Origin of the sequence: Microbacterium sp. 69-10, from assembly GCF_001897945.1 — a bacterium.
Taxonomy (GTDB): domain Bacteria; phylum Actinomycetota; class Actinomycetes; order Actinomycetales; family Microbacteriaceae; genus Microbacterium.
In genome coordinates this window covers 12,578-29,625 of record NZ_MKRT01000019.1, presented here as the reverse complement: position 1 = coordinate 29,625, position 17,048 = coordinate 12,578, and the positions used below count along the sequence as shown (strand labels likewise).

Annotated in this window: 14 protein-coding genes; 6 read left to right on the top strand and 8 right to left on the bottom strand. The window is 70.0% G+C overall.

Annotation, left to right across the window (positions count from 1 at the left end; all coding sequences use genetic code 11):
- A partial coding sequence (locus BGN97_RS07670; protein ID WP_292699689.1) for an RDD family protein occupies window positions 1–1,160 on the bottom strand: 1,160 nt, incomplete at its 3' end.
- On the bottom strand, window positions 1,157–2,494 hold the full coding sequence (locus BGN97_RS07665) for a hypothetical protein (protein WP_292699686.1): 1,338 nt from the start codon (window positions 2,492–2,494) through the stop codon (window positions 1,157–1,159). The genes BGN97_RS07665 and BGN97_RS07670, both read right to left, overlap by 4 nt.
- Window positions 2,495–2,579: 85 nt before the next feature.
- Between BGN97_RS07665 and eccCa the strand changes: the two genes are divergently transcribed.
- The 3 genes from eccCa (at window position 2,580) to BGN97_RS07650 (ending at window position 7,355) form a co-directional block, all read left to right on the top strand.
- A complete protein-coding gene (gene eccCa, locus BGN97_RS07660; RefSeq protein WP_292699683.1) occupies window positions 2,580–6,575 on the top strand; it encodes a type VII secretion protein EccCa in 3,996 nt (1,331 codons plus the stop codon).
- Between the two features lie 157 nt (window positions 6,576–6,732).
- Window positions 6,733–7,044: a WXG100 family type VII secretion target gene (locus tag BGN97_RS07655; protein WP_292699680.1), complete on the top strand. Its 312-nt coding sequence runs from the start codon at window positions 6,733–6,735 to the stop codon at window positions 7,042–7,044.
- A 20-nt stretch (window positions 7,045–7,064) separates the two neighbouring features.
- Entirely contained in the window at window positions 7,065–7,355 is a 291-nt protein-coding gene (locus BGN97_RS07650; RefSeq protein WP_292699677.1) for a WXG100 family type VII secretion target, read from the top strand.
- 118 nt (window positions 7,356–7,473) lie between these two features.
- Here the strand turns inward: BGN97_RS07650 and BGN97_RS07645 are convergent, their stop codons facing one another.
- Window positions 7,474–7,947, bottom strand: coding sequence for a recombinase family protein (locus tag BGN97_RS07645; RefSeq protein WP_292699675.1), 474 nt, complete (start codon window positions 7,945–7,947; stop codon window positions 7,474–7,476).
- 78 nt (window positions 7,948–8,025) lie between these two features.
- Entirely contained in the window at window positions 8,026–9,015 is a 990-nt protein-coding gene (locus BGN97_RS07640; RefSeq protein ID WP_292699672.1) for a malate dehydrogenase, read from the bottom strand.
- A 72-nt stretch (window positions 9,016–9,087) separates the two neighbouring features.
- Here BGN97_RS07640 and BGN97_RS07635 point away from each other — a divergent pair, with 72 nt between their 5' ends.
- Both BGN97_RS07635 and pip read left to right on the top strand, forming a co-directional pair.
- Window positions 9,088–9,966 carry a neutral zinc metallopeptidase gene (locus BGN97_RS07635; protein ID WP_292699669.1) on the top strand — a complete coding sequence of 293 codons (879 nt, stop codon included), beginning with the start codon at window positions 9,088–9,090 and terminating at the stop codon, window positions 9,964–9,966.
- 83 nt (window positions 9,967–10,049) lie between these two features.
- Entirely contained in the window at window positions 10,050–11,015 is a 966-nt protein-coding gene (gene pip / locus BGN97_RS07630; protein WP_292699665.1) for a prolyl aminopeptidase, read from the top strand.
- Window positions 11,016–11,204: 189 nt separating this feature from the next.
- Here the strand turns inward: pip and BGN97_RS07625 are convergent, their stop codons facing one another.
- The 4 genes from BGN97_RS07625 to BGN97_RS07610 all read right to left on the bottom strand — a co-directional run bounded on the left by BGN97_RS07625 (window position 11,205) and on the right by BGN97_RS07610 (window position 16,471).
- The gene (locus BGN97_RS07625) at window positions 11,205–12,989 is read right to left on the bottom strand and encodes an aldehyde dehydrogenase family protein (protein ID WP_292699662.1); all 1,785 of its coding nucleotides are present in this window, start codon (window positions 12,987–12,989) and stop codon (window positions 11,205–11,207) included.
- Between the two features lie 70 nt (window positions 12,990–13,059).
- The gene (locus BGN97_RS07620; protein ID WP_292699658.1) at window positions 13,060–13,323 is read right to left on the bottom strand and encodes a glutaredoxin domain-containing protein; all 264 of its coding nucleotides are present in this window, start codon (window positions 13,321–13,323) and stop codon (window positions 13,060–13,062) included.
- Between the two features lie 61 nt (window positions 13,324–13,384).
- Window positions 13,385–14,164 carry an amino acid ABC transporter ATP-binding protein gene (locus tag BGN97_RS07615; protein ID WP_292699655.1) on the bottom strand — a complete coding sequence of 260 codons (780 nt, stop codon included), beginning with the start codon at window positions 14,162–14,164 and terminating at the stop codon, window positions 13,385–13,387.
- A gap of 9 nt (window positions 14,165–14,173) precedes the next feature.
- Window positions 14,174–16,471, bottom strand: coding sequence for an ABC transporter substrate-binding protein/permease (locus tag BGN97_RS07610; protein WP_292699652.1), 2,298 nt, complete (start codon window positions 16,469–16,471; stop codon window positions 14,174–14,176).
- Between the two features lie 190 nt (window positions 16,472–16,661).
- Between BGN97_RS07610 and BGN97_RS07605 the strand changes: the two genes are divergently transcribed.
- Window positions 16,662–17,048: glycosyltransferase (locus BGN97_RS07605; RefSeq protein ID WP_292699649.1), on the top strand; the 387-nt coding region annotated here is incomplete at its 3' end.

Genomic DNA, 17,048 nt, shown 5'->3' with positions numbered 1-17,048 from the left:
GCCATGACGGTCTCCGCCGCCGCCTCCTCGACCGAGCGAGCCTCGACAGGAGCGTCCACGGGAGCGGTCGGAGCCGGCGTGGGGAGGGCGGATGCGGCGGGCGGGACCTGCGCGGGCGCGGGCGCGGGCGTGGGCTGCGGTCGCGGTGCCGGCGGTGCCGAACGGTCCACGACGCGGCGGAAGGCCAGCTCGGCGTCACCGCCGAGCACGAGGACGTCACCGGGAACCAGGAAGTACGGCGTCTGCGATGCCAGGTCGGTCACGCCGCCGCCGAGGTGGCGCACCGAGGCGCCGTTCGCGGAGCCGAGGTCCTGCACCCACAGGTCGCCGTCCTCGATGCCGAAGGCGGCGTGCGTGCGCGGGAGCGAACGGGCCCCGTCCGGAACGCGCACGAGAATCGCATCCGGGATCGACTCGGGTGCGCGGGGCGCGCGTCCGATGAAGCCCAGGCCGGTCGCGCGGATCACCGTGCCGTCCGACAGCTCGAACACCGGGACGGTGCCCGCCTCGGGCACCTGCGGCTGCGGCGGCGCGACGGGAGCGGATGCCGCGGCTGCGGCGCCCGTCGTCGCCGCGCCCGGCGCCTGCGAGGCGGGCGTGCGTGCGAGCGGGGTGTTCGTGATGAGAGCGCGTTCCGAGCCGATGACCCCCGGCCCACCGGCTCCGATGACGCGTGCTTCGAGGTTGGGAGTGCGCCCCGTTCCTGCCGGAGCCAGGCGCGCCTTGCGCACGTCGATCATCCGTGCGCCGGCCATGCCGTCGAGCGCGCCCGAGGCGGCGAGTCCCACCGGCAGGAGGATCGGGACGATGTGGGCCACGCCCATCACCAGGCTGCGCGGGAACAGCCTGCTCGCGCCGAGGGTGACCTCGGAATCGCGACGCACCGTGCGGATGCCGCAGATCAGGTTCCCCGGTGTCCCGCCGGTGTGCCCCTCCCAGATCCAGCCGATCGCCCAGAGCTCGACCACGACGACCGCGGTGAGCAACAGCGACCCGCTCACCAGCCAGACCAGCACGGCGACGATCGCGACGATCGCGACGTCGATCATGTACGCGCCGGCGCGCTGACCCGCCGTCGCCTGCACCCGCACAGCCGTCTGGGCGCCGGGCGCAACCGCGCCCCCGCGCGACGGGGGCGCCATCGGAGGGGCGTAGGTCATGAGAAGACCTCCAGGATCTGTCCGGCGATGCCGGAGCCGTACAGCAGTGCGGCGGGCCCGAGGGCCAGCGTCAGGCCCTCCAGGATGTCGCCGGTGCGCGACCAGCCGAGGGAGCGCCAGTCCGCCGAGAGCGGGACGGTCAGGCATCCGACGATCGTTCCCGCCAGGACGAGGATGACCGCGACCAGCAGCGCGCTGAACTGCAGCGCCGTGACCAGGGTCGCCGTCGCCAGCACGGCCAGCACGGTGCCCGTGGCGAGGGCCGCACCGCGCGACAGGCCGTCGCGCAGCTTGCGCGAGGTCAGGAGGAAGTAGCAGCCGATGCCCAGCGTGCCGCCCAGCACGCACCAGCCCTCGATCGACCCGTTCGCGAATGCGGGCACCGCGTACAGGCTCGACAGCAGCGCGAGCGCGCAGGCCATCACGATGCCCGCCTCCGACCGCCAGCGCGCCAGCCGGTACTGCCCGGCGGCCCCCTCGGCATGCACGGGCGAGGGCTCGGCCGGCGGGCGAGCGCGGATCCCCTGTGCGTCGCGGATCACGAAGGGCGTGTCGATCAGGTCGTCCGCAGCCACCTCGAGTGCGGATCCGCGCATGTAGTGGAAGAGCGGCGCCGCCGCGGCGACCTGCACCGCGGCGATCACGGCCGCGGGGATGCCGGCGATGAAGGCGGCGGCGTTGACCACGGCGAGCACCGACCAGATCACCGCGATGACCGCCGTGCTGCCCGCCGACATCCGGCCGTGGGCGCGGGTGAGAGCGTGCCGGGCGCACGCGACGGTGGCGCCCGCGACGGCACCGGCCGCCATCATCGCGCCGGCGTCGGCGAACGACGCGAGCGCGAGGGCGCCGGCGGCCGCAGCCAGCGTGGGGGCGAAGTAGGCGACATAGGTGTTCCGGCCGTGCACGGGCTGTCCGAGCATGACCAGTGCACCGGCGAGAAGCACGGCGGCGGAGACCGAGATCGTCACGGGGCCCGGGGAGATGACGGTGCAGGCGACCATCGCCAGGGCGATGGCGAGGAGCAGCGCCAGCAGCGTCCAGTGCTGGCGCGAGCGCGCGGCGGGAGAGGCCTCCTTGGCGGACCGCGCCGCCCTGCCGGTCTCCGCCGCAGCGGTGCGGTCGAGCAGCCAGATCACGCCGCCGTCGCCGGGGGTGGCCGACACCTCGCTGTCGAGCTCGATGGCCGCACCGGAGGTGGTGGTTCCGACATAGCGCTGCAGATCGACGCCGCCGACCGTGAGCAGCTCGGCGACCGTGGAATCGGCCGGGACCACCAGGTCATGACGGCTGTGCGCGTCGGCCACGGTGAGGCGAATCGTCTTCGCTGACATCCCCCGCCCCTCGACGTCCTCCGTGCGACACCGGTTCATGTCGGCATCCCTGACATGATAGTAGGCGACTTGAGGAGGGCCAGTCGTGAGCACCACCAGCATCCGCCGTGCGCCGAAACCGCCGGCCGGCGGCCAACTCACTCTGCAGCAGGCTCCGGAGCTGCCCAAACCGGAAGGTGCCTCGAACACCCTGATGATGGCCCTGCCGATGGTCGGCAGCCTGGGGTCCGTCGCGGTCCTCTCCCTCACCCAGGGCGGCGACGCCACGCGCACCTACATCATGGGCGGCATGTTCCTGTTCATGGCGCTGTCCATGGTCGGCGGCCAGATGTGGCGGCAGAAGTCGCAGCACTCCACCAACGTGGAGAACACCCGTCGCGAGTACCTCGCCTACCTCGCCGAGACCCGGGACGCCGTGCGCGAGGTCGCCACGCGTCAGCGGCGGTACGAGGAGTGGATGCTGCCGGCCCCGGACACGCTGCCGTTCATCGTGGAGGAGGGCTCCCGGGTCTGGGAGCACACCACGGGCAGCCCGGAGTTCCTCGTCGCCCGCATCGGCACCGCCACGCAGCCCCTCGCCATGACCCTCGACGAGGCGCCGATCCCCGCACTCGCGCAGCTCGACCCGGTCAGTGCCTCCGCCGCGCATCGCTTCGTGCTCACGCACGACCAGGTCCCCGACCTGCCCTTCGGACTCGACCTCGGCACCTGCGGCCGGCTCGAGATCGTCGGCGACACGGTCCGCGGACGCGGCCTGGCACGCGCGATCGTCGCGCACCTGGCGACCTTCGCCGCCCCGGAGGACCTGCAGATCGCGGTCATCGCGGCGGGCACCGACCTGCCGTACTGGGAGTGGGCGAAGTGGCTCCCGCACGCCCAGTCCGACAGCAGGACGGATGCCGTGGGCGGCGCCCGCCGGATCGGCTCGTCCTGGCACGAGATCGAGCCCCTGGTCGTGGACATCCGCTCCCGCGGCATCGCGAGCGGGCGCGGCGGCACCGTGCTCCCGCACCTCGTCATCGTGACCGACGGCGTCGAGCTGCCGCCCGGGCATCCGCTCGCCGAGGAGGGCGGCGTCGACGGCGTGACGGTCATCGACATCGCGCGCAACTGGGCCGAGCTCACCGATCCGCTCACCATCCGCCTGATCATCGAAGGCGAGAACGGCTCGCAGCTCACCGTCGCCCGTCGCGGCTACGGGGCGGTGCAGGCCACGCCCGACTTCCTCGGCATCGCGTCGGCCGAGGCCGTCGCCCGCCGTCTGACCGGACTCGGCGAGTCCGCGCAGGACGAGGATGCCGCAGGCGGCGGCGCGCGCACCATCTCCGCCGAGCTGACCGACCTGCTCGGTCTGCCCGACGTGCGCGACTTCGATCCCGAGGAGGCCTGGAAGCCGCGCTCGGCGCGCGACCGGCTGCGCGTTCCGATCGGCCTGACGGCGACCGGTCAGCCCATGATCCTGGACATCAAGGAGTCCGCTCAGCAGGGCATGGGCCCGCACGGCATGCTCATCGGTGCGACCGGATCCGGAAAGTCCGAGGTGCTGCGCACACTGGTGCTCTCGCTCGCGCTGACCCACTCCTCCGAGGCGCTGAACTTCGTGCTCATCGACTTCAAGGGTGGTGCGACGTTCGCGGGCATGGCAGACATGCCGCACGTCTCGGCCGTCATCACCAACCTCGGCGACGACCTCACGCTGGTCGATCGCATGCAGGACGCGATCCAGGGCGAGATGACGCGCCGTCAGGAGCTGCTGCGTGACGCCGGCAACTTCGCCAACGTCACCGACTACGAGACCGCGCGCAAGGGCGGACGCACCGATCTGAAGCCGCTGCCCGCGCTGCTGATCGTCGCCGACGAGTTCTCCGAGCTACTGTCCGCCAAGCCCGACTTCACCGAGCTCTTCGTCGCGATCGGACGTCTGGGCCGTTCGCTGCAGGTGCACCTGCTGCTGTCCACCCAGCGGCTGGAGGAGGGCAAGCTGCGCGGGCTGGACTCGCACCTGTCGTACCGGATCGGCCTCAAGACGTTCTCCGGCGCCGACTCGCGCGCCGTCATCGGCGTCCCGGACGCGTTCACCCTGCCCGGCGGCGGCGGTCACGGCATCCTGAAGTCGGATGCCGAGACCCTCACGCAGTTCCGTGCCGCCTACGTCTCCGCGCCGCCGAAGACGCGCCGCCGGCGCCCGGGCACGGCGCCAGAGGTCGCCGAGCTCGAGCAGCCGGTCCGCGCGATCGAGGCGCGCGCCTTCACCGCGGCGCCCGTGATCGTGCAGGAGACGGTGGAGGAGCCCGAGGCCGTGCCCGAGGTGGGCGGAGCCGAGGCTCCCGAGAAGCGCGTGACCTTCGACATCGCCGTCTCGCTGATGAAGGGCCGCAGTGCGCCCGCGCACCAGGTGTGGCTGCCGCCCCTGGACGTGCCGGCGACCTTCGACGAGATGCTCGGCGATCTGGTCGAGGATCCGCAGCTCGGCCTGATCTCGCCGCGCTGGCGTCAGGCCGGCCCGCTGACGATCCCGCTCGGCATCGTCGACCGTCCGCTCGAGCAGCGCCGCGACAGCCTGACCATGAGCCTGGTCGGAGCCGGCGGACACCTCGCCATCGTCGGCGGTGCGCGCAGCGGCAAGAGCACGCTCGCCCGCAGCGTGCTGACCGGCATCGCCCTGACGCACACTCCGCAGGAGGTGCAGTTCTACGTGATGGACTTCGGCGGCGGCACGTTCGTGCCGTTCTCGAAGATGGCGCACGTCGCCGGGGTCGCGGGCCGCAACCAGCCCGACGTGCTGCGACGCATGTTCCAGGAGGTCGTGGGCATCGTCAACGCCCGCGAGCGCTACTTCACCGCCAACGCGATCGACTCGATCGAGACGTACCGGCGCCTGCGCGCGCAGGGAAGGGCGGATGACGGCTACGGCGACGTGTTCCTGATCATCGACGGCTGGCCGACCATCCGCGCCGAGTTCGACGAGATGGAGTTCGAGATCCAGTCGCTCGCCGGAAGGGCGCTCACGTTCGGTGTGCACCTGATCGTGACCACCACGCGCTGGATGGACTTCCGCACCGCGATCCGGGACACGTTCGGCTCCAAGCTCGAGCTGCGTCTCGGCGACACCAGCGACTCCGAGATCGACCGCAAGGTGGCCGCGAACGTTCCGCTGGGCCGCCCCGGTCGCGGTCTCGCGCCGTCCAAGCACCACATGCTCACGGCGCTGCCGCGCGTCGACGGCTCCGGCGACCCCGACACCCTCAGCGAGGGCGTGGAGGACCTGATCGATCGCGTGAACGCGGCCTGGAAGGGCCCGAAGGGGCCCAAGCTGCGTCTGCTGCCCGAGATGCTCGAGCTTTCGCAGCTGCAGCAGCTCGCGGCCGGCACGCCGCTGCAGAACCAGGTGCTGCTCGGCGTCGACGAGGCGGAGCTGGCGCCCACGGCGTTCGACACCCGCCGCAACCCGCACCTGTACCTGTTCGGCGACAGCCAGTCCGGCAAGTCGAGCTTCCTGCGCACCTTCGCCCGCGAGGTCATGCGCACCGCGAGCCCGAAGGACGCGCAGTTCTTCGTCGTCGACTACCGCCGTGCGCTGCTGTCCGAGATCCCCGAGGACTACCTCGCCGGGTACTACACGACCGCGCAGCAGGCCACCGAGGAGCTCGCGGGGCTCACCGAGTACCTGCGCAGCCGCCTTCCCGGCCCCGACGTCACGCCGCAGCAGCTGCGCGACCGCTCGTGGTGGACGGGTGCCGAGGTGTACGTGCTCGTGGACGACTACGACCTGGTCAACACCCAGTCCGGCAACCCGATCGCCGCCCTGCAGCCCCTGCTCGCGCAGGCGACCGACGTCGGTCTGCATCTCACGCTGGTGCGCCGATCGGGCGGTGCGTCGCGCGCCACGTTCGAGCCGGTCATGCAGACGCTGCGCGATCTGGCCTCGCCCGGCATCATGCTCTCCGGAAGCCCGGACGAGGGACCGCTGATCGGAAACGTCAAGGCGTCGCCCGCGGTCGCCGGCCGCGCCAAGGTGATCACGCGCGAGCGCGGGCTGCAGATCATGCAGCTGGCGTACGCGCCACCGTCCCAGCTGTGAGCGGATGCCGATGGGCAGATCTGCGTGGGCAGTGCTACCCATAGGCATCCTCCAGCGGGGACCATAAGGTGTTATTAGTCGCCGGACATCGGGGACACGGCCCCTCCGGGGCTGAAGCAATCGGGGCTGACACAGCCCTCAGGACCAGGAGGTGACCGTGGGCGGAGAAGTCTCTGCAGCGGATGGTGCTCTTCAGCGGGGCGCCCAGATCGTCAACCAGTCGAAGGCCGAGATCGTGGGGGAGCTGAACTCGATTCAGAACAAGCTCTCGGGCATCGGTGCATCGTGGGCCGGCTCCGGCGCCGCGGCGTTCCAGCAGACGTTCCAGGCGTGGCAGGAGAAGTCCCGCCGCATCACGAACGCGCTCGACGGATTCGAGCAGAACCTGCGCGACTCCCAGTCGGCATACACGCAGACCGACGACGCTTCTGCGCAGTCGCAGAACAAGTTCATGGGCCGTCTCGGCTGAGACCCGGAGGGAAGAACAACATGGGTGGTAACGGCTACAAGATGCAGTTCGGCGCCGTCGACGCGGCAGGTGCAGACCTGGTCGCCGGCGCAGGCAACATCGAGAACAAGCTCAACGACATGGAGAACGCGCTCAAGCCGCTCCAGGCCGACTGGACCGGTTCGGCGTCCGAGGCGTACGTCCAGGCCAAGGCGCAGTGGAACGCTGCACTGACCGAGATGAAGGCGCTCCTGCACGACATCGGTCGTCAGGTCTCGCAGGACTCGGCCGACGGCCAGGCCAATGAGAACCGCAACACCAACCGCTGGTGACCTTCCGTCACTGACGCGTCTGGCGTTCTGAACCGGCTGTCATCCCCTCGGGGATGGCAGCCGGTTTTCTCGTCGTGCGCGAAGCGGGCGGCGTGCGCCCGGCGTCGTGCGCGGGAGCTCAGTTCTCGGCGTCGGCGAGATGCCGGGCTTGGTGGCCCAGCACCTTGACCATGATGCCGCGCTGACGCAGCTCCGCCACCGTGCGCGACTCCTCGTCGCGGTCGCGGCCGAGCGCGTGCACATTGGCGACGACCAGCACATCGCCCGCGCGCAGCGTCTCGATCAGACGGGCCAGCCGGTCGCCCCAGCTCTCCAGGATCTCGGGTGCCGGATGCCGGAAGCCCTCGATCGGCACGCCGAAGCGGGTCAGGTCCTCACGCTGCTGGGTCACCGACGGCATCCCGTCGCGTGCCACCACCAGCCCGACCAGTCGGGTGCCCTCGGGGCGCGCCGACCACCAGTCGTGCTTCTCGTTCGCCAGGCACTGCGGGCACGTCGCCGCGGCGTGCGGCAGGTGCAGCGGGCTCGTGAGGGCGGCCTCCAGGCCCTGCTCGATCGAGCCCGTGCCCTTCGCATTCGTCACGTCACTCATGAACGCACCTCCGCTCCCATTCTGCGCTCCCATTCTGCCCGAGTCCGCCGACATGCGTCCCGGTGAAGGGGTCCGGGGTCAGAGCAGCCCCAGTGCGCGGACCGCGTCGCGCTCCTCGATCAGCTCCGCGACGGAGGCGTCCACCCGGGCGCGCGCCCAGGCATCCAGCTCCAGGCCTTCGACGATCCGCCAGCCTCCGTCGACCGACCGCACGGGGAACGAGCAGATCAGGCCCTCGGGCACGCCGTACTCGCCGTGCGAGACGACGCCCGCACTCGTCCAGTCGTCCGTGCCGTGCACCCAATCGCGCACGTGATCGATCGCAGCACTCGCCGCGGACGCCACCGACGACGATCCGCGCACCTCGATGATCTCGGCACCCCGCTTGGCGACGCGGGGGATGAAGGTCTGCTCCTGCCAGGCCGTCGTGTCGCCGACGCGCGCGGCCAGGGCATCCGCGACCGGCCGGCCGTCGACGGTCGCGTGCGAGACGTCGGGGAACTGCGTGGCGGAGTGGTTGCCCCAGATCGGGACACGGCGGATGCCGGCGACGGGGACGTCGAGGGTCTGCGCGAGCTGCGCCCTGGCGCGATTCTCGTCCAGCCGGGTGAGGGCGGTGAAGCGCTCGGCGGGCAGCCCGTCGGCGGACGACGCGGCGATCAGCGCATTGGTGTTGGCGGGGTTGCCTACGACGGTCACACGGACGTCGGATGCCGCGTGCGCGGCGATCGCGGCGCCCTGCGGTCCGAAGATGCCGGCGTTCGCCGCGAGCAGGTCGCCGCGCTCCATACCGGGACCGCGCGGCCGCGCTCCGACGAGCAGGGCGTGGTTCGCGCCGTCGAACGCGACGGCGGGGTCGTCGGTGACCTCCACATGCTCCAGCAGCGGGAACGCGCCGTCCTGCAGCTCGAGAGCAGCACCCTCGGCGGCTTTGAGGCCCTGCGGGATCTCCAGCAGCCGCAGCCGCACCGATTCGCCCGCCCCGAGCATGTCTCCCGCCGCGATGCGGAACAGCAGCGCGTAGCCGATCTGTCCGCCGGCTCCCGTGATCGTGATCGTCGTCGCCATGACTCCGAGCCTACGCTTCCCGCATCCGGCCTCGAGCGGGTGAAAGGGGCCCGCTCGGGGTACCTTTTCTCCATGACCTTCAATCCGGACGCCGACATCTCGGGCAACACCACCCGACGCCGCGGACGCAACACCGCGATCGCCGCGGGTGGCGGCGTGGGCGTGCTCGGCATCGTCGCACTCGTGGTCGCCCTGCTCGGCGGCCCGGACCTGACCGGCCTTGTCGGCGGCGTGCCCGGCGGTGGAGACCAGCCCGCGGCGACCGGCGAGAACACCCTCTCCGAGTGCGACACCGGCCAGGACGCGAACACGAACGACGCGTGCCGCATGGCCGGCGCCCAGGTGCTGCTCGACGACTACTGGAGCAAGCACGTCGACGGCTACGTGAAGCCCTCGCTGACGATCGTGGACGGGCAGACCCAGACGCAGTGCGGCACGGCATCCAACGCTGTCGGACCCTTCTACTGCCCGCCCGAGCAGGGCGTCTACCTCGACCCGACCTTCTTCCAGCTCATGCGCCAGCAGTTCGGAGCGTCTGCGGGATCTCTGGCCCAGCTGTACATCGTCGGGCACGAGTGGGGCCACCACATCCAGAACATCACCGGGGTGATGCGAGACCACCCCGACAACGGCACCGGCCCCACGAGCAACGGGGTGCGCACCGAGCTGCAGGCCGACTGCTACGCGGGCGCCTGGCTGAAGGACGCTGTCACGCAGAAGGACTCCAACGGCCAGAACTACCTTCAGCCGTACACCGACGCGCAGCTGAACGACGCCGTGAACGCCGCGTACACCGTGGGCGACGACCACATCCAGGAGCAGTCCGGCTTCGTGAACCCCGAGAGCTTCACGCACGGCACCAGTAAGCAGCGCCAATACTGGTTCGCTTATGGCTACAAGAACGGCCTCAGCGTCTGCGACACGTTCCAGGTCGCCGGCGACAAGCTGTAATCACAGGCGGTTCTCCCCCGCGGTATACCGGATCCGGGATACGGTGAAGGGGCCCGATCCACGGGCACTCGGGGGAGTGAAGCATGGAACTTGACGGACTGTATCCGCCTATCGAACCGTACGAGACCGGCGATCTGCTGGTCGGCGACGGCAACCGCATCCACTGGGAGCAGAGCGGGAATCCCGACGGCAAGCCCGTCGTCTTCCTGCACGGCGGTCCCGGTGGCGGCACGTCGCCCTGGCAGCGGCGCTTCTTCGATCCGGAGGTGTACCGGATCGTGCTGTTCGACCAGCGCGGATGCGGGCTCAGCACGCCGCATGCCAGTGAGCCGGACGCCGATCTGCGCTACAACACGACCTGGCACCTGGTGGCCGACATCGAGCTGCTGCGCAAGAACCTCGGCATCCAGAAGTGGCAGGTGTTCGGCGGATCGTGGGGGAGCACCCTCGCTCTCGCGTACGCGCAGTCGCACCCCGAGGCCGTGACCGAGCTGGTGCTGCGCGGCATCTTCACGCTGCGCCGGCACGAACTGGAGTGGTTCTACGAGGGCGGCGCGGCCGCGCTCTTCCCCGACCTGTGGGCCGACTACGAGGCGGTCATCCCGCCGATCGAGCGCACTCGGATGATGGAGGCGTACCACCGCCGTCTGTTCGACGCCGATCCGGAGGTGCACGTGCCGGCGGCGGTCGCGTGGACGAAGTGGGAGGCATCGACCGTGACTCTGCGCCCTGACCCCGAGCACGTCGACGAGGCGACGGATGCCGCGCACGCCACGGCGTTCGCGCGGATCGAGAACCACTACTTCGTCAACGGCGGCTGGCTTGAGGAGGGCCAGCTGATCGAGAACGTCGGCGTCATCCGCGACATCCCCGCGGTGATCGTGCAGGGACGGTACGACGTGTGCACGCCCATGATGACCGCCTGGGATCTCCACACCGCCTGGCCCGAGGCCGAGCTGGTGATCGTCGACGACGCCGGGCACTCGGCATCCGAGCCGGGCATCGCCGCAGCGCTGCGCGCCGCGACCGACCGGTTCGCTGCGCTCTGACTTGTGCGCCCGCGCTTCGCGGGTCCCATGTGGCTGTCTCCACCGCGACGAGGCGACCATATGGGACCCGCGAACGGTGGTGGGTCGACGGTCTCCTCGCTTCGCGGGGCCCAAGTGGTCGCCTCCCCGTGCATGAGGGCGCGAAGTGGGACCCGCGAGCGGAGAACGGGTGCCCAGAGCGGATGCTGATCAGGCGCGCAGCGCCTGGAGCAGCGTCCTCACGAGGCCGAGCAGACCGCCGCGGGCGCGGAAGCGCGTGAGGCCTTCGCTCACCTGCGCGGCCGTGCGGGCGGAGACGAACCACGGCGGGGTCGGCAGGATGGTGAACCGGCCGCCGCCGTTCAGGACCGGGAGCGATCGCGGGAACGGCCGGAACGGACCGCGCACGATCGAGCGCTCCACGCCGTCGAGCAGCAGCGCGTTGTGCACCACGCCGATGCCGCTGCCCACGTCGTCCAGGGTGTTGCCGGGGTATGCACCCCAGGTCAGGGTCGGGGTGATGAACCCGAAAGCCGTCCAGCCGTTGATCGCGATGGAGCCGTAGCGCAGCTCCGCGATGGCCCGCTCGAAGCCGGTGCCGAGCGCCTTCTCCGTGGCCGGGTCGATGATCAGGTTGCCGCCGAGCGTGCCCTGCAGCTTCTCGTTCGCGTGCTCGACCGCGGCATCCAGGAACTGCTGCCCGGTACCAGGCAGCTCGACCACGCCCAGCACGGGCGCGAAGTACTCGGTGTTCTCCAGCGCCGTGGCGTCCTGCCCGTCGCCGATCTCGACCAGCAGGCGGTCGGCCAGCACGAGGGCGTCGGGGTAGTCGTCGCTCGCCTGCTGCATGCGCACGGGGGATCCGGGGTACCAGATCGGGCGCTCGGGGGCGCCGGCGTAGGCGCGGCGCAGGGCGGCGCGGAACTGCTCGGCCTGCGGCCAGTCGGACGACATGATCACGACCTGCCCGGCGATGCAGTTGTGCCCGCAGTTCTGCAGCCGCATCGTGGCGACGTGCTCGGCCTGGTAGGCGAGGTCGGCGTCGGTCCACTCTCCGGGGACGACGATGATGGGCGAGACGCCGCCGAGCTCGGCGGTGATCGGCTTCTTCAGCTGAGGCCGGTTCTCCCGCCGCCGGCGCTTGCCCGTGGCGCCCGAGCCCCAGACGATCGCATCGAACGTCGCGGCCGAACCGGTGATGTGCACGTGCACCAGGTCGCGGTGCCCGGTGAGGTAGGCGCCCACAGCGGGGCCGCCGCGCACGATGCGCAGGAAGCCGGGCTCGATCAGCGGGGCGAGAGCCCGCTCGTACACGGGGACCAGGGCGTCCTGCGTGGGGTTGACCTTGAGCAGCGCGACCCGGTTGTGCGCGAGCAGCTCGTACATCACGTCGAGCACGGGGATCGAGGTGATGTTGCCTGCTCCGAGCACCAGCCCCACGCCGCCGGACGCCGAGGGCGTCAGCTGCGCGAGACCCGCGGACTCACGGGCGGTGTTCGGCGTGATGCCGGGCTGGAGCCACACCTCGCCGGTGAAGCCCGAGAGCAGGAAGCGGTCGATGCCCGTGAGCGGGAACGCGTCGACCTTCGTGCGTCCGCCCGGTGCGCGACCGATGCGCACGCCGTGCAGCGCGCTGCGACCCTCGGAGAGCTTGGTGAGGGTGTCGGCGTAGGCGTCGATCGCGCCCAGCACCGAGTACGGCCCGCTCAGCCACTCCTCGCCGCGCAGCGGATGCCCGGGGCGCAGCCCCTTGGAGTCGGCGGCCGTGCCCGCCCAGTCCTCGATCGTGGCGGCCACGCTCGTGCGCAGTGCGCGCAGCAGCGTCACGCGCTGCGCGACGGTGACGCTCGACCAGGTGCGGGAGCCCTGCTGCAGCAGTGCGATGTCGGCGTCGAGCGCCGCGCGGGTGGCGTCGTCGAGTTCCGGGGAAGCGGATGCCGCGCCCTGGCGGGCGGCATCCTTCGTCGCCGTGGTCACGGCCGCATCCTGAGTCATCGTCGTCTCCTTCGGGATGGAACCCAGCCTATGAGTTCGTGGGACCGGGTTCCACCCTCGGATGCGCGCGTCAGATCAGCGAGAGCTCGCGCAGCTTGGCCTCGACGTCGGCGTTCGACGGCTCGACGTGGTGGCTGGCGTCGGGGTAGACGACCACGGGGATGTTCGTGCGGCCCGAGATCTCCTTGGCCACATCGGCGGCGGCCGGGTCGGCGACGAGGTCGATGTAGGTGTACTCGATGCCGAGCTCGTCGAGCTGCTTCTTGGTGCGACGGCAGTCGCCGCACCAGGCGGCGCCGAACATGGTGATGGTCTCGGATGCGGGAGTGGTCATACATCCAGGGTAAGGCCGGGGCGGATGCCGAGGGTCGGCCCGGCATCCGCCTCGAGACGCCTCAGAGCACCTTGGACAGGAAGTCCTGCGTGCGGGGCTCCTTGGGGCTGTCGAAGATCTCGGCCGGCGGGCCGGACTCGACGACCTTGCCGTCGGCCATGAACACGACGCGGTCGGCGACCTCGCGGGCGAAGCCCATCTCGTGCGTGACCAGCACCATCGTCATGCCGGATGCCGCGAGGTCGCGGATCACCTGCAGCACCTCGCCGACCATCTCGGGGTCCAGGGCGCTGGTGGCCTCGTCGAACAGCATGATGCCCGGGCTCATCGCCAGCGCGCGGGCGATGGCCACGCGCTGCTTCTGGCCGCCGGAGAGGGACGCCGGCCGGGCATCCGCCTTCTCGGCCAGCCCCACACGGGTGAGCAGCTCGATGCCGCGCTTGCGCGCCTCCGCCTTGCTCAGCATCTTCAGCTCGACGGGTGCCAGCGCCACGTTCTCGAGCGCGGTCATGTGCGGGAACAGGTTGAAGTGCTGGAACACCATGCCGACGCGCTGACGCACGGCATCCAGGCTCTTCCCCTTCGCGGTGGCGATGTTCTCGCCGAGGATCAGCACCTCGCCGCTGGTGACCTCCTCCAGCCGGTTCAGGCAGCGCAGCAACGTGGACTTGCCCGAACCCGAGGGGCCGATCACCGCGACGACCTCGCCGTTGGCCACGGTCAGGTCGATGCCGGTGAGCACCTCGTTCTTCCCGAAGGACTTGTGCAGCCCGCGGACCTCGATCGGGTTGCCCGAAGCGGTGGTGACAGGACGTGTGAACGTCTGCTCGTTGTTCGTCATGGTCATCCCCTACTTGTTGAACTTCCGGTCGACCCAGTTCGAGAGAACGGTCAGCAGCCAGATCACGATGAAGTACATCGCACCGACGATGATCCAGATCTCGAACGAGCGGAACGTGGACGCGATCACGATGCGGCCCTGGTACGTCAGCTCGGCGAAGCCCAGCACCGAGAGCAGCGAGGTGTCCTTCAGCGTGATGATGAACTGGTTGATGAGGTTGGGCGTCATGATCTTGAACGCCTGGGGCATCACCACGCGGCGCATCGACGCGCCCCAGCCGAGGCCCAGCGAGCGCGAGGCCTCCATCTGGCCGGGGTCGACCGACTGCACGCCGCCTCGGACGATCTCGGTGATGTACGCTCCCGCGTTCAGCGACAGCGTGATCACACCGGCGGTGAGGGCGTCCAGCGGCTGGCCGGTCACGGCCGGCACGCCGAAGTAGAAGAAGAACGCCTGCACCAGCACCGGGGTGCCGCGGAAGATGTTGACGTAGGCGCTGGCGAGGAAGCGCAGGAACGGGTTCGTCGACAGCTTCAGGATGCCGAACAGGATGCCCAGCACCATGGCGAACAGGATCGACAGCGCCGTGGCCAGCAGCGTGAGCAGCAGACCCTGCGACAGCGGGCCGATCGACGTCTTCAGCAGCGCCAGGAAGGAGTTGTCCGACGTCGCGCCCTCGTCGTCGATCGCGAGGTAGCGGTCCACGATCTGCTGGTAGACGCCGGTGTCCTTGGCGTTCTGCAGACCGTCGTTGAACATCTTCAGCAACTCGGCGTTCTTGCCCTTGAGTACGGCGAAGCCGTAGTCCGCTCCCGGCTCGGGATCGGTGACGATCTTCAGCGGCACATTGCCGGAGGAGATGCCGAACTGCAGCACCGGCGCGTCCTCGAACGTCGCCGCCGAGTTCCCTGTGGCGACGTCGTTGTACATGTCGGCGGAGTCCTGGAAGGCATTGACCTTGAAGCCGATCTTCTTGCCGAGCTCCTTGGCGAAGTCGTAGCCGACAGTGCCCGTCTTGACCGCGACCTTCTTGTCCTTGAGGTCCTTGTACGAGGTGATGTCGCTGTCCTTGGCGACCGCCATCTGCACGCCCGACTGGAAGTACGGGTTCGAGAAGTCGAACGCCAGCTTGCGCTCGTCGGTGATGCTCATGCCGGCGATCACGCCGTCGGCCTGGCCGGCGGAGACGGCGGCGAGGGCGGCGTCGAAGCCCAGCGGCTTGATGTCGACCTTGAATCCCTGGTTCGCGGCGATCGCGCGCATCAGGTCCATGTCGATGCCGACGTTCTTGCCGTCCAGCTGGTAGATGAACGGGGCGAAGGTGGTGTCGGTGGCGATGGTGAACTCGCCGTGGGTCTGCGCGGTGTCGGTCGCGAAGCCCGGGTTCTTCGGCAGCTCGCCCGGCTTGCCCGGGTCGAGCTTGTCGTTGCCGAGTGCGGCCTTGCCCTCGCCGATCGCCGCCGCCTTCGGGGCGTTCTCGCCGAGGTAGTCGTCGAGGATCTTCTGGTACGTGCCGTCGGCGATCAGGTTCTTCAGGCCCTCGTTGAACGCCTTGCGGAGCGCCTCGTTGGCGCCCTTCTTGACGCCCATGCCGTAGCTGGAGGCCTTCTCCTGGGGCGTGACCGTCTTCAGGTCGACGTTGCCGGTGGCGATGCCGTAGGCCAGGATCGGGTAGTCGTCGAACACGGCGGCGGAGTTGCCGGTGGTGACGTCGTTGTAGGCGTCGGCGGCATCCTGGAACCCGGTGACGGTGAAGCCGTACTGCTTGCCCAGGTTCTCGGCGAAGGTGTAGCCCTCGGTGCCGGTCTTCGCGGAGACGGTCTTGTCCTTGAGGTCCTCGTAGCCCTTGATGGCGGCGTCGTTCTTGCCCACCGCCATCTGGATGCCGGAGTCGAAGTAGGGGTTCGAGAAGTCGAAGGTCTTCTGGCGCTCCTTGGTGATGGACATGCCCGCCATCACGGCATCCGCCTGACCGGCCGTCACCGCGGCGAGTGCGCCGTCGAAGCCGAGCACGTCGACCTTGACGTCGAAGCCCTGGTCCTCGGCGACGGCCTTGATCAGGTCGATGTCGATGCCGCGCAGCTCGCCGTCGCGCTGGAACTCGAACGGCGCCCAGGTGGTGTCCGTCGCGATCGTGAAGGTCTTGCCCTTGACGCCGTCATCGGCGGCGGCGGGCTTGGTCGCGGCGTTCGCGATGCCGACCGCGCCGCCCACCGTGAACAGCAGGATGAGCAGCGTGGTGAGGCTCGCCAGTAGCGGCAGGCGATTCTCGCGCCACCAGTTCGCAGGGTGTCTGAGCAGAGTCATGCAGTCCTCTTCGTCTGGGCGTCTTCGGCATCGTGCGTGTTTCCGGCCCGTGCCACCTTACCCGCCCGCGGAATCCGGGCCCCGGTTCTCTGACGTGCCGCCGGGCAGGGGAGTCGCCGGCGCGGATTCGCCGCACAGCGAAAGATGGCACGATTGAAGCCGCGTCGCATCACTCCGGGGAGGTCTGCCGATGAGCGCCTCCGTCACGGTCACGGCCGTCACAGTGATCGTCCCGACGTACAACGAACGCGACAATGTGGCCGAGCTCGTCGCGCGCACCGCCGCCGCGCTGGAGGGGGTCGACGCCGAGATCCTCTTCGTCGACGACAGCTCCGACGGCACCATGGACGAGATCGTGCGCGTGGCGGCATCCGCTCCGATTCCCGTCCGCGGCATCCACCGCGAGCACAACACCGGCGGGCTCGGCGGCGCCGTCGTGCGAGGGCTGTCCGAGGCCGCGCACGACGCCTGCATCGTGATGGACGGTGATCTGCAGCATCCGCCCGAGCTCCTGCCCGCCCTGCTCGCTCGATTCGGAACCGGGGATGCCGATGTCGTCGCCGCCTCGCGCTACATC